The organism is Pokkaliibacter sp. MBI-7, from assembly GCF_029846635.1.
Classification (GTDB): Bacteria; Pseudomonadota; Gammaproteobacteria; order Pseudomonadales; family Balneatricaceae; genus Pokkaliibacter.
Window position 1 is genome coordinate 2,595,649 of sequence record NZ_JARVTG010000001.1, and the last position, 19,742, is coordinate 2,615,390.

Annotated in this window: 15 protein-coding genes and 1 pseudogene; 8 read left to right on the top strand and 8 right to left on the bottom strand. The window is 59.1% G+C overall.

Annotated elements, in window-relative coordinates; all coding sequences use genetic code 11:
• Positions 1–7: 7 nt before the first annotated feature.
• Positions 8–1,342, bottom strand: a complete 1,335-nt coding sequence (locus QCD60_RS11605; RefSeq protein ID WP_279785403.1) for an aspartate aminotransferase family protein — start codon at positions 1,340–1,342, stop codon at positions 8–10.
• A 241-nt stretch (positions 1,343–1,583) separates the two neighbouring features.
• On the opposite strand from QCD60_RS11605, the gene QCD60_RS11610 reads away from it, so the two are divergent.
• The 4 genes from QCD60_RS11610 (at position 1,584) to QCD60_RS11625 (ending at position 6,708) form a co-directional block, all read left to right on the top strand.
• Positions 1,584–1,850 carry a hypothetical protein gene (locus tag QCD60_RS11610; RefSeq protein WP_279785405.1) on the top strand — a complete coding sequence of 89 codons (267 nt, stop codon included), beginning with the start codon at positions 1,584–1,586 and terminating at the stop codon, positions 1,848–1,850.
• Between the two features lie 2 nt (positions 1,851–1,852).
• Positions 1,853–2,830, top strand: coding sequence for a TAXI family TRAP transporter solute-binding subunit (locus QCD60_RS11615; RefSeq protein ID WP_279785407.1), 978 nt, complete (start codon positions 1,853–1,855; stop codon positions 2,828–2,830).
• Between the two features lie 115 nt (positions 2,831–2,945).
• Positions 2,946–5,558: a TRAP transporter permease gene (locus tag QCD60_RS11620; protein WP_279785409.1), complete on the top strand. Its 2,613-nt coding sequence runs from the start codon at positions 2,946–2,948 to the stop codon at positions 5,556–5,558.
• Between the two features lie 241 nt (positions 5,559–5,799).
• Positions 5,800–6,708 (top strand): MurR/RpiR family transcriptional regulator, encoded by a 909-nt coding sequence (locus QCD60_RS11625; protein WP_279785411.1) that lies wholly within the window; start codon positions 5,800–5,802, stop codon positions 6,706–6,708.
• Between the two features lie 87 nt (positions 6,709–6,795).
• On the opposite strand, the gene QCD60_RS11630 is transcribed toward QCD60_RS11625, so the two are convergent.
• Both QCD60_RS11630 and QCD60_RS11635 read right to left on the bottom strand, forming a co-directional pair.
• A complete protein-coding gene (locus QCD60_RS11630) occupies positions 6,796–8,394 on the bottom strand; it encodes an ABC-F family ATPase (RefSeq protein WP_279785413.1) in 1,599 nt (532 codons plus the stop codon).
• A 245-nt stretch (positions 8,395–8,639) separates the two neighbouring features.
• A pseudogene (locus QCD60_RS11635) lies at positions 8,640–8,884 on the bottom strand (antitoxin).
• A 215-nt stretch (positions 8,885–9,099) separates the two neighbouring features.
• Here QCD60_RS11635 and QCD60_RS11640 point away from each other — a divergent pair.
• Positions 9,100–9,936: an AraC family transcriptional regulator gene (locus tag QCD60_RS11640; protein WP_279785416.1), complete on the top strand. Its 837-nt coding sequence runs from the start codon at positions 9,100–9,102 to the stop codon at positions 9,934–9,936.
• Between the two features lie 116 nt (positions 9,937–10,052).
• Positions 10,053–10,691, top strand: a complete 639-nt coding sequence (locus QCD60_RS11645) for a LysE family translocator (protein WP_279785417.1) — start codon at positions 10,053–10,055, stop codon at positions 10,689–10,691.
• 111 nt (positions 10,692–10,802) lie between these two features.
• Here the strand turns inward: QCD60_RS11645 and QCD60_RS11650 are convergent, their stop codons facing one another.
• The 3 genes from QCD60_RS11650 to QCD60_RS11660 all read right to left on the bottom strand — a co-directional run bounded on the left by QCD60_RS11650 (position 10,803) and on the right by QCD60_RS11660 (position 13,517).
• Positions 10,803–11,708 (bottom strand): beta-eliminating lyase-related protein, encoded by a 906-nt coding sequence (locus QCD60_RS11650; protein ID WP_347950223.1) that lies wholly within the window; start codon positions 11,706–11,708, stop codon positions 10,803–10,805.
• Between the two features lie 114 nt (positions 11,709–11,822).
• Complete coding sequence (locus tag QCD60_RS11655) at positions 11,823–12,053, bottom strand: beta-eliminating lyase-related protein (protein WP_279785419.1); 231 nt, start codon at positions 12,051–12,053, stop codon at positions 11,823–11,825.
• A gap of 90 nt (positions 12,054–12,143) precedes the next feature.
• Entirely contained in the window at positions 12,144–13,517 is a 1,374-nt protein-coding gene (locus tag QCD60_RS11660) for an MFS transporter (protein ID WP_279785422.1), read from the bottom strand.
• A 324-nt stretch (positions 13,518–13,841) separates the two neighbouring features.
• Here QCD60_RS11660 and QCD60_RS11665 point away from each other — a divergent pair, with 324 nt between their 5' ends.
• Entirely contained in the window at positions 13,842–15,173 is a 1,332-nt protein-coding gene (locus QCD60_RS11665) for a YjiH family protein (protein WP_279785424.1), read from the top strand.
• Between the two features lie 362 nt (positions 15,174–15,535).
• Positions 15,536–17,503: a methyl-accepting chemotaxis protein gene (locus tag QCD60_RS11670; RefSeq protein WP_279785426.1), complete on the top strand. Its 1,968-nt coding sequence runs from the start codon at positions 15,536–15,538 to the stop codon at positions 17,501–17,503.
• A 97-nt stretch (positions 17,504–17,600) separates the two neighbouring features.
• On the opposite strand, the gene QCD60_RS11675 is transcribed toward QCD60_RS11670, so the two are convergent.
• Both QCD60_RS11675 and QCD60_RS11680 read right to left on the bottom strand, forming a co-directional pair.
• A complete protein-coding gene (locus tag QCD60_RS11675) occupies positions 17,601–18,836 on the bottom strand; it encodes a glycine betaine/L-proline ABC transporter ATP-binding protein (RefSeq protein WP_279785427.1) in 1,236 nt (411 codons plus the stop codon).
• The gene (locus tag QCD60_RS11680) at positions 18,836–19,693 is read right to left on the bottom strand and encodes a proline/glycine betaine ABC transporter permease (RefSeq protein WP_279785429.1); all 858 of its coding nucleotides are present in this window, start codon (positions 19,691–19,693) and stop codon (positions 18,836–18,838) included. The genes QCD60_RS11675 and QCD60_RS11680 overlap by 1 nt, the downstream gene beginning before the upstream one ends.
• Positions 19,694–19,742: the final 49 nt, after the last annotated feature.

A 19,742-nucleotide genomic window follows, 5' to 3' on the forward strand; every position in this document is an offset into this window, starting at 1 on the left:
CAGTCGCTTATCGAGGCAGATCGGCGAAAACCTGATCACAGGCCCGCGCCAGTTTGTCGACCAGCTCATCCAGCTGGCTGTCCTGCAGAATAAAGGGCGGTGCCAGCAGAATGTGGTCACCCACTCGACCATCTACCGTGCCGCCCATGGGGTAGCACATCAGGCCATTGGCCATCGCCGCTTTCTTCAGTTTGGCGTTAATTTTCAGGCTGGGGTCAAAGGCGGCCTTACTGGCGCGGTCCTGCACGATTTCCAGCCCCTGGAACAGGCCACGGCCGCGAATATCACCGATAAAGGGGTGCTCGGCAAAACGCTGACGCAGTCGTGCCATCAGGCTGTCACCCAGCTGGCGCACCTGTGGCAGCAGGTTGCGCTGCTCGATCTGCTGCTGCACCGCCAGTGCCGTCGCGCAGGCGGTGGCGTGGCCAATATAGGTGTGGCCGTGCTGGAAGAAGCCGCTGCCACTGGCAATGGCCTGATAGATCTGTTTGCTGACCAGCGTGGCGCCAATTGGCTGATAACCGGCACCCAGCCCCTTGGCAATGGTGATCAGGTCGGCACTGATGACTTCCTGCTCGGCGGCAAACAGGCTGCCGGTGCGTCCCATGCCGCACATCACCTCGTCCAGAATCAGCAGTACGCCATAGCGGTCGCACACCTCGCGGATGCCTTTGAAGTAACCGGGCAGCGCCGTTACCGCGCCGAGGGTCGCACCGACCACTGGCTCCGCGACGAAGGCCATCACCTGATCCGCACCCAGACGCAGAATCTCGTCTTCCAGCTCGCGCACCAGACGGGTGACAAAGTCCCCCTCGCTTTCTCCGGGCTGCTGTTCGCGGTAGGCATAGCAGGGGCTGACATGGCTGACATTCATCAGGATCGGCTCGAACTGCTGCCGGCGCCAGGCATTGCCGCCGGTCGCCAGTGCGCCGAGGGTGTTGCCGTGATAGCTCTGACGCCGGGCGATCAGATGACGACGCTGTGGCTGGCCGATCTCGACAAAATACTGCCGCGCCAGTTTCAGCGCGGCTTCCACTGCTTCCGAGCCCCCTGACACGAAATACACCGACTCCATGCCGGCCGGTGCACGTTCAATCAGGAAATCTGCCAGTTGTTCCATCGGCTCGGTGGTGAAAAACGAAGTATGGGCATAGGCCAGCTGGCTGACCTGCTGCTGCACGGCGGCAATCACCGCCGCATCGCTGTGGCCGAGGCAGGACACTGCCGCACCGCCACTGGCGTCCAGATAACGCTTGCCCTGCTGGTCGATGATGTAGGCGCCGTCGCCACGGACGGCGACGGGATAGGTGTGCTGCAGATGACGATGGAAAACATGACTCATGGCGCTGACCTGTGTTGTTGGGCATGTGGGGAGAGGCTGGCACTGAGATCGTGAAAACGTTCTGAGGTCGGTCTGACCGTCGTCGTGTGGTTTCAGTCACTGTCGTAGCAAATATTAATGGCAAAAATATTTGCGTCTTACAGATGTGAACTGAAACCAGTAATGACGTGGTGTCTGGCCAGATCGCCGGGTGCCATGGCAAAACGAAGTGCAAATCCCTGCTGGATTTTAAAATGATTTTGTGCAAAAAATAAATGCAAATAAATTAAAAGCAAAAAATAAATGCATTTTTGTTGTCCCTAATAAAAGCAGTGAAATACTTCAAATCGAAGTCAATAAAGCAGTTTTTCTAATGGTTTTGCCCTATGCAAACCAGAAGATCATTGGTACTGTGCTGGCCGGTTTATTCGGACCGGCAGGAACTGAAAAAAGGAATTGGCCACTCAGGCGCTCCGACAGGAGTCCCCTTTGGCGGCTTTCCTGTCACTATCAGCTCGAAGAGGAATAACAATGAAGCACCCGATTTCCACCGCGATTGCCCTGACCGCCTCCCTGCTGGGAAGCGCCCTGGTCAGCACTCAGGCGCGTGCCGAAGAGCACTTCATCAACATCGGTACCGGCGGCCAGACCGGCGTCTACTACGTTGTTGGCCAGTCCATCTGCCGTATGCTCAATCAGGGCACCACCAGCCACGGCATTCACTGTAATGCCCCTTCTACCGGTGGTTCCGTTGCCAACGTGAATGGCCTGAAAGGCAAGTCGCTGGACATGGGCGTCGTACAGTCTGACGTGCAGTACAACGCATTCCACGGCACCGGCAAATTTGCCGATCAGGGCGCTGATGAGCACCTGCGTGCCCTGTTCTCCATGCATGCCGAGCCGCTGACCGTGGTTGCCCGTGCTGATGCTGGCATCAACACCCTGGCTGACCTGAAAGGCAAGCGCGTCAACATCGGTAACCCCGGTTCTGGCCAGCGTGCCACCATGGAAGCCGTGATGGGCGCTGAAGGCTGGACCAAGGAGTCGTTCTCTCTGGCTTCTGAGCTGGATGCCAACGAGCAGTCCTCTGCCCTGAGCGACAACAACATCGACGCCATGGTGTATGTGGTTGGTCACCCCAACGGTTCCATCCAGGAAGCCACTACCACCACCGAAGCCAAGCTGATTCCGGTGGAAGGCGCTGAAATCGATGCGCTGGTAGCCAAGTTCCCCTACTACGCCAAAGCCGTGATCCCCGGTGGTCTGTACCGCGGTAACGATCAGGACGTGAACACCTTCGGTGTGCGCGCCACGGTCATGACCACCGATGCTGAAGACGAAGAAGTGGTTTACCAGACCGTGAAATCGATCTTTGAAAACTTCAGCCGCTTCAAGCGTCTGCACCCTGCGTTCGCTAACCTGAACGAGAAGGACATGGTCAGCCAGGGGCTGTCCGTTCCTCTGCACCCCGGTGCTGCGCGTTATTACAAGGAGCGCGGCTGGCTGTAATGCCTGCCGCCGGTCTGTCATCTGGCAGACCGGCCGTCAGCCACCAGCGTAAAACGGGCAGCCTGCAAGGCTGCCCTTGTCGTTTCTTGCGTTCCTGCTTGTTCGGACTCTGCCTATGACCTCACCCGTCGCTCATCAAGACGCCAAAGACGTACTGGAGGACATGGTTGCCTCCAATGACACCGGCGCCCGTTCCCCCGCGGGAATGGCCAAACCCCTGCTGCTGGGGATAGCTGCTCTGTGGTCGTTGTTCCAGCTGTGGCTGGCCTCGCCCCTGCCCTATGTGTTCGGTTTTGGCGTGTTCAGCGCCACCGAGGCACGCTCGATTCACCTGGCCTTCGCCCTGCTGCTGACCTTCCTCGCCTACCCGGCGTTCAAGACCTCACCCCGTGACCGTATTCCTGCCCTGGACTGGCTGCTGGCTATCGTTGCCATGCTGGCCGGGCTGTATATCTACATGTTCTATGAGCAGCTGGCGGGTCGCCCCGGTCAGCCGATTCTGCAGGACGTACTGGTCGGCGTGGCCGGTATGCTGCTGTTGCTGGAAGCCACCCGCCGGACCCTCGGCCCACCGCTGATGATCGTGGCGCTGGTCTTCATCGTTTATTCCCTGGCAGGCAAGTACATGCCCGGCATGCTGGCCCACCGCGGTGTCAGTCTGGATGCCCTGATCAACCATCAGTGGCTGACCACACAGGGCGTTTTCGGTATTGCTCTGGGGGTTTCCACCAGCTTTGTGTTCCTGTTTGTGCTGTTCGGTGCTCTGCTGGAAAGCGCCGGTGCCGGTAACTACTTCATCAAGGTGGCCTTCTCCATGCTGGGTCATCTGCGTGGTGGCCCCGCCAAGGCGGCGGTGGTGTCTTCTGGTCTGACCGGGCTGATTTCCGGCTCCTCCATTGCCAACGTGGTCACCACAGGCACCTTCACTATCCCGCTGATGAAGCGTGTCGGCTTTAGCGCGTCACAGGCCGGTGCAGTAGAAGTAGCCGCCTCGGTCAATGGTCAGATCATGCCCCCGGTGATGGGCGCTGCTGCCTTCCTGATGGTGGAATACGTCGGCATTCCCTATGTTGAAGTCATTCGTCATGCCTTCCTGCCGGCCATCATTTCCTACATTGCACTGCTCTATATCGTTCATCTGGAAGCGCTGAAAGCCGGTATGACCGGTCTGCCCAGCAGCAATCCGCAACGTCCGTTGCTGCGCAAACTGTTTGGCTTCGTTACCGGCGTAGTGATGCTGATTGTTGCCTCCGGTGTGGTCTATTACGGTCTGGGCTGGATGAAGCCGGCACTGGGAGAGGCGGCGCCCTGGGTGATCAGCGTGCTGCTGGCCGTGGTGTATCTGGGTCTGCTGAAGCTGGGCTCGGGCTATCCTGAGCTGGAAATGGATGATCCCAATCAGCCTGTGGTCAAGCTGCCGCAAACCCGCCCGACCGTGATGGTGGGCCTGCACTATCTGCTGCCGGTAGTGGTACTGGTGTGGTGCCTGATGGTCGAGCGCCTGTCCCCCGGTCTGTCCGCCTTCTGGGCTACCGTCTTCCTGATCTGCATCATGCTGACCCAGCGCCCGCTGATTGCCATGATGCGTGGCCGCAGCGAGCTGAAGGCGGACGTCATGCATGGCGTCAACGATGTGTGGGAAGGTCTGGTGGCCGGTGCCCGTAACATGATTGGCATCGGTATCGCGACCGCCACCGCCGGTATCGTCGTCGGTGCGGTGTCGCAGACCGGCGTGGGTCTGGTGCTGGCCGATCTGGTCGAATACCTGTCCATGGGCAACCTGCTGCTGATGCTGGTACTGACTGCCGTCCTGAGTCTGATTCTGGGCATGGGCCTGCCCACTACGGCCAACTACATTGTGGTTTCGGCCCTGCTGGCGCCGGTAATCGTTGAGCTGGGCCAGCAGAGTGGTCTGGTGGTCCCGCTGATCGCCGTGCACCTGTTCGTGTTCTACTTCGGCATCATGGCCGACGTGACCCCGCCGGTAGGGCTGGCGTCCTTTGCCGCAGCGGCCATTTCCGGTGATGATCCGATGCGTACCGGCGTGCAGGCGTTTCTCTACAGCCTGCGTACGGCCGCGCTGCCGTTCCTGTTCATCTTCAACACCGACCTGCTGCTGATCGACGTGACCTTCTGGCACGGCGTGCTGATCTTTATCGTCTCTACTGTGGCGATGCTGATCTTTGCTGCCGCCACTCAGGGCTGGTTTATGGCACGCAGCCGCTGGTATGAGAGCCTGCTGCTGTTGCTGGTGGCCTTCAGTCTGTTCCGTCCCGGTTTCTGGATGGACATGCTGCATGACCCCTATCAGGAGATTGCCCCCAGCCAGTTTGCCCAGAGCTATGAACAGTCAGATAAAGACAGTGATCTGCGCGTGCGTATTGAGGGCATGAATGCCTTTGGCAAGCATGTCAGCAAAGTGGTACTGGTGCCGGTGGTGGATGCCAAGCCCGGTAAGACCCGTATGCAGACCCTGGGTCTGGAGTTGCTGCAGGACGGCGACAAGGTCACGGTCGACATGGTCGATATGGGCAGTGTCGCGGCGGATCTGGGCTTTGACTTCGATCAGCAGATCGTCAGCGTCAAAGCACCGGTTGAGCGCTGGGCCAAGGAGTGGATGTGGCTGCCTGCACTGGCACTGTTGCTGCTGGTGATCGGTATGCAATGGCCACGGCGTCAGGCAGGCAGTCGCGGCCGTAACGCCGGGCTGCGCGCTGAAGCATCCTGACCGTCAGGCGTGTGCCGGGCGGATCGAATGCGACCGCCCGGTACTGACCATTCACTACTTATCAACTCGCTACTGATCAGTAGCTACATCAACAGCCCATCACGACGCGATGCCGACGTGATGGGTTTACACCCTTTCCCTTCCCTCCCTACAATCGCGCTGCAGGCCCGCGTTTAGCTCAGCTCAACGCCATGCGCTCGTCGCCTGCTAAGTGCTTCACTCACCTTTACAGGATCCCGTTATGGCTGATGTTGCCGAGCTTGTTGCCCCTACCACGCTGCCTGCCCTGCGTCAGTTACTGGAGCAGATCACTCAGGGTCAGGTGGCGTTGCGGCTGGGGGCACAGGCCCGACGGGTACTGACGGCGATGGTAGAACAGCCACAGCGTGCAGCAGTGTCGACCATCAGCCAGCTGGCGACGGAACTGGGGGTCAATGCCTCCACCCTGTCACGTCTGGCGCAGCGTCTGGGCTACAGCGGCTTTAATGATCTGCAGGCGGTGTTCCGTCGTGAGCTGACCGAGGGCAGCCATTTCTACAGCGAGCAGGCCAGTCGTCTGCAGATGGGCGGCAGTGAAGTGGATGGGCTGAGTCAGTTCACCCGTCTGGCCCGGCAGGAAAGTGCCAACCTGGCCACGCTGGTCGGCAGTATTGACGCTACACAGCTGGAAGCCAGTACCCACTTACTGGTTAAGGCGCGCAAGGTAAGAGTGCATGGCGTGCGTCAGCTGACCTCTATCGCGCTGTTTATGTCGTACGGTCTGGGGCTGATTCGTGATGAAGTGGCGCTGCTTGATCCGGCACAACAGGGGGTGGCGCAGGGGCTGGCCCCTCTGAATGAAGACGATGTGCTGGTCGTGGTCAGTTGCTTCCCTTACTCCAGCGCCGTGCTGAAAACGGCGGAAGTGGCCCGCAGTCAGGGTATTCCGCTGATCGCCCTGACCGACTCGGCCAGCTCGCCGCTGGCACGTCTGACCCCGCATGTGTTTCAGGTGCCGACCCACAGTCTGTTCTACAGCAACTCCATGTGCGGTTTTATGCTGCTGGCGGAGGGGCTGCTGGCAGAGGTGGCGCATATTCTGGGGGATCAGGGTGTCGAGACCCTGCAGCGGCGCGAAGCGCTGATTACGGCCCTGCAGGAACGGATATAGACTCTTGCGGTGTCAGGTTGCAGGTGAAAAAAAACCGGAGTGAGGTGATCACTCCGGTTTTTTGTTTTCCGGTGTGGCGGTGTGTTGTTACACCCCTTCCACGCCCTGACTGCGCAGGTACTCGTCGTAGGTACCGTGGAAATCATTGATACCCTTATCAGTGATTTCCAGAATGCGGGTGGCCAGCGAGGAAACGAACTGACGGTCATGGCTGACGAAGATCAGGGTGCCGGGATAGTTTTCCAGCGCCAGGTTGAGGGCTTCGATACTTTCCATGTCCATGTGGTTGGTCGGTTCGTCCATCAGCAGTACGTTGGGACGCTGCATGATCAGTTTGCCGTACAGCATGCGGCCCTTCTCACCCCCTGACAGCACTTTCACCTTCTTGGCGATATCGTGCTGGGAGAACAGCATCCGGCCCAGAATCGAGCGAACATACTGCTCGTCTTCATTGGGGTTTTTCCACTGCGCCATCCAGTCGTAAAGGGTTTCGTCATCAGCGAAGTCGGCGCTGTGGTTCTGGGCGAAGAAGCCGATCTTGGCGTTTTCTGCCCATTTCACCATACCGGCTTTGGGTTCCATCATGCCGGCCAGCGTGTTGATGAGGGTGGATTTACCGATACCGTTCTGACCGATGATGGCTACTTTTTCGCCCACCTCGATGCTGAGGTTGACCTTGCTGAACAGCAGGTTGTCGCTGTAGCCCTGACCCAGTTTTTCCACTTCCAGTGCCAGACGGTACAGCTTCTTGTCCTGATCAAAGCGGATGAACGGGCTCTGACGGCTGGAAGCCTTGACCTCGGCCAGCTGGATCTTGTCGATCTGCTTGGCGCGTGAGGTGGCCTGCTTGGCCTTGGAGGCGTTGGCCGAGAAGCGGCTGACGAAGGATTGCAGCTCGGCAATCTGGGCTTTCTTCTTGGCGTTGTCAGACAGCAGACGCTCGCGTGCCTGAGTGGCGGCGGTCATGTACTCGTCATAGTTGCCGGGATAGATGCGCAGTTCGCCGTAGTCCAGATCGGCCATGTGTGAGCAGATGCTGTTAAGGAAGTGACGATCGTGGGAAATGATGATCATGGTGCAGTTGCGCTCGCTCAGCACCCCTTCCAGCCAGCGGATGGCGTTGATGTCGAGGTTGTTGGTCGGCTCGTCGAGCAGCATGATGTCGGGCGCGGCAAACAGCACCTGCGCCAGCAGCACACGCAGTTTCCAGCCCGGTGCAACCGCGCTCATGGTGCCGAAGTGCTGTTCCAGTGGAATATCCAGACCGAGCAGCAGCTCGCCAGCACGGGATTCGGCGGTGTAGCCATCCAGCTCGGCAAACTGGGCTTCCAGATCGGCTACCTTCATGCCGTCTTCTTCGCTCATTTCTGGCAGCGAGTAGATGCGGTCACGTTCCTGTTTGACTGCCCACAGCTCGGCATGGCCCATGATCACGGTATCGATCACAGTGAAGTCTTCGTAGGCGAACTGATCCTGCTTCAGCTTGGCAACACGGATGTTGGGTTCATAGGCGACGTTACCGGCGCTGGGCTCCAGATCACCGCCCAGAATCTTCATAAAGGTCGACTTGCCGCAGCCGTTGGCGCCGATCAGGCCATAGCGGTTGCCTTCGCCGAATTTGACGGAAATATTTTCAAACAGCGGTTTGGCACCAAACTGCATGGTGATATTGGCGGTAGAGATCAAGGTTTGATGCCTCGTTTCAAATCAGTGGTGTTGGTCAGGCCAACAGGATCAGGTTGTCGCGTGCCGTGATGCTGGGCGTCGGGATGCCAGCAGTGTGTCAGAAGGGCGTTACAGCAGTGCGAAAGCAAAGGGGCGCTATGATACTGGTCTGAGCAGAAAATGCCCAGCGACAGTATTGCTGCCAGCGGAGTGAAAACATGCTGCAGCATACGGGGTCGGGTCTGGAGGACCACAATATGGCAGGACTACTCATCCGCCCGTTGCTGGGCTGTGCTATAGGCTTCACTGCGTTCACGTTTGCCGACCCTTTCCTCGCTTTGCCGCTGTCTGGCCAATGCCAGTAGTTCGAGATCTTCCAGCTTATCCATAAGCATTTCGTAGGTTGCCGCAGGGATACAGTAGAACGCAGGCTTGTTGCGGTTCAGTACAGCCACAGGCTCACCGTGGGGGCTGCAGGCCACCCTCATGGGTTGGCTCTGAACTCAGTGATACTGGCCGCGACGGTGGCAAGAATTCATGAGGTCAGTTAAAAGCTCCTTTATCAGGCCTTTAATGCGGTCATTTTGGTGCCGGGCCTCGGCTATCACAACGAGCGGGCACCGGCCAAAGTCAAAATCATCCAAAACTTCCGCTTAGGCCGGCAGCTATACTGACCGTTGCTGCTGACTGTTGGCAGCAATGATCACCCTGATGAGTTGAGGAGCAATGGAGCAGGCGCGTTTTATTCATGCCGCTGATGTCGGAGGGCTGGAGCTGCTGCAGGCAACCTATGAGCGCCAGCGGTTTTCCCGTCATTCCCATGAGGGCTACACCATCGGGGTGATTGAATGCGGTGCCCAGCGCTTTTTCCGCAATGGCAGCAACCATGTGGCGTCACAGGACTGCCTGATTATCGTCAATGCCGATGAGGTACATGACGGCCATGCCGCCAGCGAGGGTGGCTGGTCCTATCAGGCCATTTATCCGTTGCCTGCAGTGTTCGCCGAACTCAGTGACGAGCTGCAGCTCGGTGGCCTGCCCTACTTCCGTGACTCGGTAATTCATGATCCGCTGCTGGTGCGCCAGTTGCGTCAGCTGTTCCGTCTGCTGGCTGCCGGTCAGGGCGGTAATTCACTGCAGCGTCAGACCCTGATGATGGACGCCATGGCACAGCTGATGCTGCGCCACGGTGGCCAGCGGCGCAGTGTTGCCATGCTGCAGGAAGCGCCGCTGGCTGTGCAGCGGGTGCGCGACTATATCGATGCGCACTGTCAGGACAATCTTGGCATCGAGACGCTGGCCGCCATCGCCGGGCTCAACCCCTTCTACCTGACCCGACTGTTCCAGCGTACGGTGGGTTTGCCGCCTCATACCTATCAGCTGCAGCAGCGTATTGCTCTGGCGCGACGGCTGATCCTGCAGGGCATGGCGCTGCGCGATGTGGCGCAGCAGGCAGGCTTTGTCGATCAGAGCCACCTCAATCGCTGTTTCAAACGCATCATGGGGGTTACGCCGGGGCGCTATGGTCTGCTGCCCGCCGCGGCAGCAGTGCTCAGGGATTAGTCGGCAGCCGGGTGGTCGATTAGCAAAATTCAGTCTGGCCGGTCACGGAGTTTGTTAGGCTGAGCCCCCACGCTATTAAGTTAAAGCGCTCTGCTGGGTCAAAGAGACAGGTCATCATGCTTGGAATTATCAGCTTCCCGCTGTTTGTCGGCGCCACTTTTCTGCTCAATATCACTCCTGGCCCCGATACCGCCTTTGTGGTCGGTCGCAGTGTGGCACAGGGACGACTGGCCGGTGCCCTGTCGGCACTGGGGATTGGTGCCGGTAGTGTCATTCATTCCCTGGCCTGTGCCTTTGGCCTTAGTGCCATTCTGGCCGCGTCGCCGTCAGCCTTCCTGCTGATCAAGATTCTGGGGGCGCTGTACCTGATGTATCTGGGTATCAATCTGCTGCGGGCATCCTGGCGTCAGCGGCACCACCACGCCGAAGGCACGGCACCCGTGGCCGCGCCACCGATGAGCCCGAAGCGCCTGTTCATGCAGGGCTTTATCACCAATCTGCTTAATCCCAAGGTGATCCTGTTCTTCCTGTCGTTCTTTCCGCAGTTTGTGGCGGCAGACAGCCAGCACACTTCACTGGCGTTCCTGCTGCTGGGCGCGGTGTTCGTGGTGATGGGCACCGCCTGGAATCTGCTGGTCGCCATGGTGGCTGGCAGTCTGAGCCAGCGCATGTCCGGTAATCAGCGGTTGAAAGGCTGGCTGGACCGGGTAGTGGGCGCGGCCTTTATTGGCCTTGGGGTCAAGCTGGCGTCCTGATGGACCAGCCGGAGGCATGCCTGTGACCTTGCGCGTAGCGGTCACAGGCTGGGTCTTATCCTGCATCGCAACAGGGTGAATCGTGAGTGAAGTCACCTGCGGGAGGCTGGTTCACCACTGTCGCGTGGCCGATGCGCAGTGGATGAGATTCATGTTGTCACCTTTCTGCTGTGGCTCTGCGCAGGCGGCGGCACCGGCGATAAAGGCATCGACCTCGGCTGCCGTGGTGGCGAAGGACGTCACCAGCCGCACCACACCGGGTGCCCAGCGACCGGTATAGAAGCCATAACCCTCCGCCAGCAGCCGGGTAATCATCGGTTGCGGCAGCTGGCAGAACAGCATGTTGGCCTCTGCCTTTCCCAGTATTTGCACCCCCGGCACCGCTGCCAGTCCGGCGGCCAGCCGTGTCGCCATGGCATTGGCATGACGGGCGTTGTGCAGCCACAAGTCATCCTGCAGATAGGCATCCAGCTGGGCAGACAGCAGCCGCATCTTGGAGAACAGATGGCCACTGCGCTTGCGGCGGTAGGCCAGCTCATCACTTTTGCTGGTATCAAAGAGCACCACCGCTTCCGCTGCCAGTACGCCGTTTTTGCTGGCCCCGAAGCTCAGTGCAGTTACCCCGGCCTGCCAGGTCATGGCTGCCGGGCTGCAGTCCAGCGCCACCAGCGCGTTGGCAAAGCGCGCACCGTCCATATGCAGTGGCACACCTGCCTGCCGGCAGATCTCACCAATGCCTCGAATTTCTGCCAGTGAATAGAGACTGCCCACCTCGGTGATCTGGGTAATGGAAACCGTAGCGGGCTGTGGCGAATGCACATCGCCCTGACGGCGGGCCAGTGCGGCTGACAGCACCTGTGGATCAAGCTTGCCCTCCGCACCGGCCACACTGATCAGGCGTGCGCCACCAGTGAAGAACTCGGGAGCGGTGTTCTCATCATTGTGAATATGGCTGTCGGCATGGCACAGCACCGCTCCCCAGGGCGGGGTCAGGCTGCTTAGCAGGCTGTTGAAAATCTATCTGCGTTGCCGAATACCGCGTCAAAAACAGGCTCAAAATGCTCATTTAGCTCACTAAACTCCGCTTTTTCGCCTGTTTTTTCCTTGTCTCGGCTGCCTCGATAACGTTTTTCAACAGCCTGTTAGGGCCAGGCAGTTGGCGGCGGTGCCGGTAGCGACCGGCGCCACACTCAGTTCACAATCAAACATGTCTGCCAGCCGGTCAGCCACCCTGTTGCTCAGTTCATCTCCGCCATAAGGCACGGCACTGCCAGCGGCGGCTTCAGTAATGGCCGCCAGCACCTGAGGTGAGGCACCCGCCACGTTGTCGCTGTGAAAGGCAGGGCGCAGGGATGAGGTCATGGTGCTTCTCTGGGTCACACGGTGGGTTTGTCCGCAGTATGCCCAGCGTCTGCAGCGCTGCCTTGTAGAAAATTGCAGCCAGGAACGGTGTCAGGGTCTGGCCACAGGAGCTGCTGTACGGATGCGCCAGCGCAGGCCACTGCACAGGGCGGCCAGCAACGCCAGTATGATCGCCAGACTGAGGGCATAGACCGGCCCCTGCTGATCTCCGCCCAGCAGACAAAGCGCCGTCAGCCCGGCGCCGAGGCACTGGCCTATCAGCCGCACACAGGCCACCATGCCACTGGCCGCACTACGCCGCTGTGACGGAGCACTGGTCAGAATGGCGCGCTGATTGGGCGACTGAAACAGCGAGAAGCCGACACCGCAGATCACCATGTACACCAGAATCAGGCTGCTGCTGTCATGCCAGAGCAGAAACAGGGTGATACCCAGAGCAATCAGGGTAAAACCCACCGCCCCCATCGGGCCCGGATGCCAGCGGTCCGCCGCCCGGCCCACCAGCGGCGCCATCAATGCGACGGCGGCAGACCAGGGCGTCATCATCGCGCCGGTGTGCAGGGCACTCATCTGCATCAGATGGGTGAAGTAGAACGGCAGCGCGACAAAGATGCTGGCCTGCGTGGTAAAGGCGAACAGGGCCGTAAGGTTGGATAGACGGAACATGGGGTTTTTCAGCAAATCAACAGGCACCACGGGCGTACTCTGGCCACGCTCAACCCACCATAAGCCCAGTGCGGTGAGCACCGCGATAGCGGCAGAGAGAGACAGATACATATTGTGCTGGCCCTGCGAGTACAGCACCACCGCCAGCCCGCCGCAGAGGAACAGCAGGAAGCACAACAGTGAGGCCAGAGGGCGGAAGCTGCCGGGCAGCGAACTGGACGTGGGCAGATAACGCAGACAGCCCAACAGGGCGATACCGCCCAGCGGCAGGTTGATCAGAAACAGCCAGCGCCAGTCAGCAAAGGTCAGCAGCATGGCTGACACCAGCGGACCGGCAGCAAAGGCGACCCCCACTGTCAGCGCGTTCCAGCCTATACCCTGACCCAGTCGCTGTAGCGGGAAAAGCTGCGCCAGCATGGCAGCATTGACGGCCATGACCGCACTGGCGCCGAGGCCCTGAGCAAAGCGGGCGATGACCAGCGTGGTGAAGTTCTGCGCCAGAGCGCAGAGCAGCGAACACAGCAGAAACATGGCCAGCCCGCTGATATAGACGATGCGGTTACTGAAGCGGCCACCCAGGGCGGCAAAGGGTAACAACGAGGCGGCTGCGGCGACCTGATAAATACTGACAATCCACACCGAGCTGGCGGCAGAGACCTGCAGCTCCTGGCTCAGGCTGGGCAGCGCCACATTGGCGATGGATACATCCATTACCACCAGAAATACCGACAGCAGCACTGAGAGTACGGCACGCCAGTCAATAGCAGGCTGAAGGGTAAGCGGGCTGGCGGGAGTCACGTGCAGGTCCTCGCAGAGTGAACGGCACGGGCAGTGCCATGAGGCAATAGGGTCAAGACAGCCTGACATTATTGATCAGGACACCGCAGAGGTCATCCCGATAGATCGACATTTACGTTGCAGCTGATGGCGGTTGTCCTCATTGGGCATGCTGGCGATGACGGATACGGGTCGCCTCTGGCAACGGTGAGTCGTAACAAGCCAGTGGGCGCAGTTAAGGGTTGACGCTATGGTTTATTTGTATGTATTTGTATATACAACCAATAACAACAACAGCGACACAGACATGCCCTGCTGTGTTAAATCCCCCACAGGAGCCAAGTGATGACTTCGTCCAGTTCTGCCGTACAGGAAGAGCGTCGTTTCCCTTCGCTGGTCAAGCTGATGCTGTTCAGCCTGATCGGTATTCTGTTTTTCTTTGTGCCGGTAACCATCAAGGGTGTCAGCACTATTCCGCTGGATCACATGGTCAGCTGGCTGCGTAGCGAAGCCACTGGTGCGGTCGGTATTTATGCGCTGGTACTGATCGTCGCTGGCGGTGTCTATCCCTTTGTCAGCGGCAGCTGGAGCCGCAACCTGACCAGCCGGGTCTTTTCGCTGCTCAAGCTGCTGGGTGTGGTGGTGGGCTTTATGGCCTATTTCGAGGTAGGCCCGGCGCTGCTGTTCAGCAAGGACATGCTGCCCTTCCTGTTCCATAAGCTGGTGATTCCCGTGGGCCTGATCGTGCCCATCGGTGCGGTCTTCCTGGCCTTTCTGATTGGTTATGGCCTGCTGGAGCTGGTGGGCGTGCTGGTGCAGCCGATCATGCGTCCGGTATGGAAAACCCCGGGCCGTTCAGCCATTGATGCGGTGGCCTCCTTTGTCGGCAGTTACTCCATCGGCCTGCTGATCACCAACCGGGTGTACAAGGCAGGTGGTTATTCCGCCAAGGAAGCCGCCATCATTGCCACCGGTTTCTCTACCGTCTCTGCCACCTTCATGGTGATTGTGGCCAAAACGCTGGGCCTGATGGATATCTGGAACCTGTACTTCTGGTCGACCCTGATTGTCAGTTTTGCCGTCACCGCCATCCATGTCCGGCTGTGGCCGCTGGCCGGCATGGATAACCACGCCTCACAACCCGAGCCGGTGGCGCAGTCCGGTAACCGCTTCAGTCATGCCCTCAGCGAAGGCATCAAGGTGGCGGAATCGGCCGAACCGTTGCTGAAGAGCGTGGCAACCAACGTCAGGGAAGGCGTCATGATGGCCATGGGGATTCTGCCTTCCATCCTGTCAGTGGGGCTGATCGGCCTGCTGGTTGCCAAGTACACGCCGCTGTTCGATATTCTCGGCTATCTGTTCTACCCCTTCGCCTGGCTGGCACAGCTGCCGGAGCCACTGGTGCTGGCAAAAGCCACAGCCAGTGGACTGGCAGAAATGTTCCTTCCCGCCCTGCTGATGACACAGGCCGATGTGGTGTCGCGCTTTGTTATTGCGGTGGTGTCGGTGTCGTCGATCCTGTTTTTCTCTGCCACCATTCCCTGCGTACTGTCGACTGACATCCCGCTGAGCGTGCGGCAGATGGTGGTGATCTGGTTCCAGCGCACCGCGCTCAGCATCCTGCTGGCGGCGCCCTTTGCGTTCTATGCGGCTGGACAACTGGCCAGCGCGGGCTGACAGCGCTTCTTTTCACACGGTGTTATCTCCATTGGCAGGTCAGGCTTTCTGACCTGCCTTTTTTATCTTTCAGTAGCCTTGTCGTGCACAGTTATGTGCAGTTCTGCGCCGATCTGGCTCATTCTGCGGTGTTATCGCAGGGTTTTGTTCAACAACTCCCCGACGACGGCTGACCGGCGTTCGCGCAACTGGCGTTTTTAAGACAAATCCTCCTGCTTTGCTGTCAGGCAGGCGCATTAATGGTGATTTGTGATTAAGGTGGAAAGCGAAGCCTTTCCTCAGCTGCTGTCGGGAATCGACACGCAGCGATGTAAAAAAATGCCTACACTTGGTTCACTGCCAACCAACCAGAGCGATTTGCGATGAGTATTAAAGCCAAGCTGTTATCGACCTTTCTGGTTACCACCCTGTTGCCCGTGCTGATCGTGGCGGCGCTGACCATTCACAGTGTCACCAATCAGGCCCGTGAAGACTTTGTCGAAACCAGTAACCTGGACGTGAAACTGGTGGAAAACACCTTCACGACCTTCTTTGATTCGGTCGGCCACACCGTGTCGGCGATGGCAGACTATCCGGCGCTCAAGGATGCCGACAACGGTGATATCACCACCTACTTCGGTGCGGCGCAAAAGCCCGCGCAGGTGGCCACGGCCAAGGGTGGGCGGGAAAAGCAGATCTTTGATTACTTCTCCAGCATTGGTAACAACAACCCGGCACTGGGTTATGTCTATATGAGTGACGCCAAGGGCGGCTATATCGAATGGCCGGGCACCGGTGACTACGGTGACTGGGATCCACGCAAACGCCCCTGGTACACCATCGGTAAAGACTCCAATTTCAAACTGGGCCGTCGTGATGGCTACTACTGGGAGCCGGACGATGCGGTCTATGTCTCGGTGCTGAAAGGCTTCAAGAACACCGCCGGGCAGTTTGCCGGGGTGGTCGCCATCGATGTGTCGCTCAAGTCCCTGACCGACATGACGCAGAAAATCCGCTTTGGTGACACCGGCTTCTTTATGCTGGTGGAAGGCAGCGGCACCCTGCTGGTGGATGGACATCAGCCCAAGAATAACTTCAAGAAGCTCTCTGAGCTGAAAGACCCCTACTTTGCTACGCTGGGCAGCACTACCAACGGTGTGGTTGATCTGAGCATTGATGGCGTCGACTACATGGCCAACGTCTACACCTCACCGACACTGGGCTGGAAGCTGATCGGCTTCAAGCAGAAGGCCGAAATCTATGCCAGCGCCTATAACCTGACCTGGCTGACGCTAGCGGTCAGCGTGGTGCTGGTGGTGGTGTTCGGTATTGTCGGGGTAATTATCGCCCGTCGTATCAGCACCCCGATCAATCTGGTCAAAGACGGCCTGCAAACCATCGCGCAGGGTGAAGGTGATCTGACCCGCCGTCTGGCTATTCTCAGTCAGGATGAAACCGGTGAGCTGGCCAAGTGGTTCAACCAGTTTATCGAGTCGACGCAGGGCATGATCCGGGTGATCAAGGACAATGCCGTGACTATTCACGAAGTGTCCGACCAGACCAGCCAGCGCTCCGCCTCCATGGCCAAGACCATGCAGCATCAGCTCAGCGCGGTAGAACAGATCGTCACCGCAGTCACGCAGATGTCGTCGGCGGCCAACGATGTGGCGAAAAACTGTGTGCACACGGCCGAAGTGTCGGAGCAGGGGCTGGCCGCTACCCGCAACGGCAAGGAAGTGATCAACCGCAGTGCCGCCGGGGTCAACAAGCTGGGCCGCAGTATGCAGCAGTCCAGTGAAGTGATTCAGGAGCTGGAGAAGGAGACGGTGAACATCAATAACATCCTCTCTACCATCCAGCAGATTGCTGAGCAGACCAACCTGCTGGCGCTCAACGCCGCCATCGAGGCCGCCCGTGCCGGTGAACAGGGTCGTGGTTTCGCCGTGGTGGCCGATGAGGTGCGTAATCTGGCCAGACGCACACAGGATTCCACCGAGCAGATCAACCGTATCCTTAACCTGCTGGTCAGCCGTATTCAGGAAGTGACCGTGACTATGGACCACAGCCTGACTGAGTCCAGCGAAGCCATGCGTCTGTCGGAAGAAGCGATGGGTGCCTTTGAGAGCATCGAAGCGGCGGTACAGACCATCCGTGATATGACCATGCAGACCGCCAGTGCCACCGAAGAGCAACATCTGGTGACCGAGGATATCAACCAGAACATCGTCTCCATCAACGAGGCGGTCAATCAGGTCTCAGCGCAGGCGGCGGAAGTGGAACATTATTCGCGCGAGCAGAGCCAGCTCAGCAGCAGCCTGCGCCAGCTGGTGGCACGTTTCCGCACCGAATAATCACTCAGCGTCCTGCTGTAACCTCAAGGCCCCGCACACTGCGGGGCCTTGTGTTTTAAGGGCAGGCAATGCGCTCCATCCATCTCGATGGGTAACGCTAACTGGCTTTGCGCTCAGCCTCGGTGGTGATGACCGGGCTGCCCTGCCCACGCTGTTCATCGGTCAGGGCTTGCAGCGTGCTTTCGGCGGTCAGAATGCCGGTCAGGCGTTGTTCACCGTCCACCACCGGGATGCCATGGCCAGCATGAGCCACCTGCTCCATTACCTGTTCCAGCAAGGCATCTTCGGCCACCGCATCGACCTGATGCACCAGTGTGGCCAGTGGCTGCTGACCATCACACTGACTCAGTGCCTGCTGCTGTACGACGCCCAGCAGATGCTGCTGATCATCAACGACAAAGCCGTGACTGTCCGGGCATTGCTGCAACTGGCGTAACGCTTCCTGTGCTGGGGTGCGGGCATTGAACACGGCGGTGTTGTCGAACACGTCGGCCGCCGCCAGTGCCAGCCCGGCCGTCAGTACCTTGGTGCGGTTGACGTCCTGCACGAAGGCATTGACGTAGGCGTTGGCCGGATGCAGCAGGATTTCCTGTGGGGTGCCAACCTGCTGGATTTCGCCGTCCTTGAGAATAGCAATGCGATTGCCCAGGCGCAGGGCCTCATCCAGATCATGGGTAATAAACACGATGGTCTTGTGCAGGCTGCTTTGCAGACTGATGAGCTGATCCTGCATTTCGCGACGGATCAGCGGATCGAGGGCACTGAAGGCTTCATCCATCAGCAGGATGTCGGGGTCGGTACAGAGCGCACGAGCCAGTCCGACCCGTTGCTGCATGCCGCCGGACAGTTCGTCCGGATAGGCGGCCTCATAGCCTGCCAGCCCGACCACGTCTATCCAGTGGCGTGCCTTATGTTGCCGTTCCGACGGGTCTGCGCCCTGTACCCTGAGGCCGTAGGCGACGTTATCCAGCACATGACGATGCGGCAGCAGACCAAAACGCTGGAACACCATGCTGATCTTGTGACGACGGAACTCCAGCAGCTCCTTATCGTTCATCGCCATCACGCTTTGCCCGTCCACCCTGATGTCACCGGCAGTGGGTTCAATCAGACGGTTAAAGTGGCGGATCAGGGTGGATTTGCCGGAGCCGGACAGACCCATGATGACGAAGGTCTTGCCACCTTCGATATCCAGACTGATGTCTTTGAGGCCAAGGGTATGGCCGGTTTCTGCCAGCAGACTGTCCTTGTCTTTACCGGCCTTGACGGCGGCCAGCGCTTTCTGGGGCTGGCGCCCGAAAATCTTGTAGATGTTCTGTACCTGAATCTTCATCAGTGCCCCCTGCCCTGGCGCTGGCTGCGGCGACCGGCAGCCTGAGTGATACGGTCAAACAGAATGGCCAGCAGCACGATGCCGATCCCGGCCTCCAGCCCTTTACCCACATCCAGCCGCTGAATTCCGGTCAGCACCTGTTCACCGAGACCGCGGGCGCCGATCATGGAAGCGATGACCACCATCGACAGTGCCATCATGGTGGTCTGGTTGACGCCGGCCAGAATGTTCGGCAAAGCCAGTGGTAACTGCACTCCCCACAGCTGCTGCGAGGGGCTGGCACCGAAGGCACGGGTCGCCTCCATGACTTCCTGATCGACCAGACGAAGGCCCAGATCAGTCAGGCGAATCAGCGGTGGTACGGCATAGATGATGGTGGCGAAGATGGCCGGCACCTTGCCGAGGCCAAACAGCATCAGCGCCGGGATCAGATAAACGAAGCTGGGCATGGTTTGCATGATGTCGAGCAGGGGCAGCATGACCATGCGCAGCCGGTCAGAACGGGCCATCAGAATACCGATGGGGATGCCGATGATGACTGCCAGCAGGGTGGCGATCACCATCAGTGCCAGGGTCTGGATACCCTGATCCCACAGGCCCAGTGAGCCAAGACCAAACAGCAGCAGAGCAATGCCCAGCGGCAGCTTCCAGTGGCGGCTGGCCAGCCAGCCAAGGCCTGACAGCAGGGCAATCAGTAACCACCAGGGGATCGCGCGCAGGCCGTGCTCCAGCAGCACCAGTACCTGCAGCAGGGCATTGGCGACGGCCTCAAAGCCATCGCCGTAATTCATCACCAGCCAGTCAACGGCCTCGTTGACCGGTGCGGCGATGGAGAATGTCAGGGATTCGGGAAACATCGGGAGATACCTTTGAAGACGGGCAAACCGGGCGTCCCTGCCCGCGCTG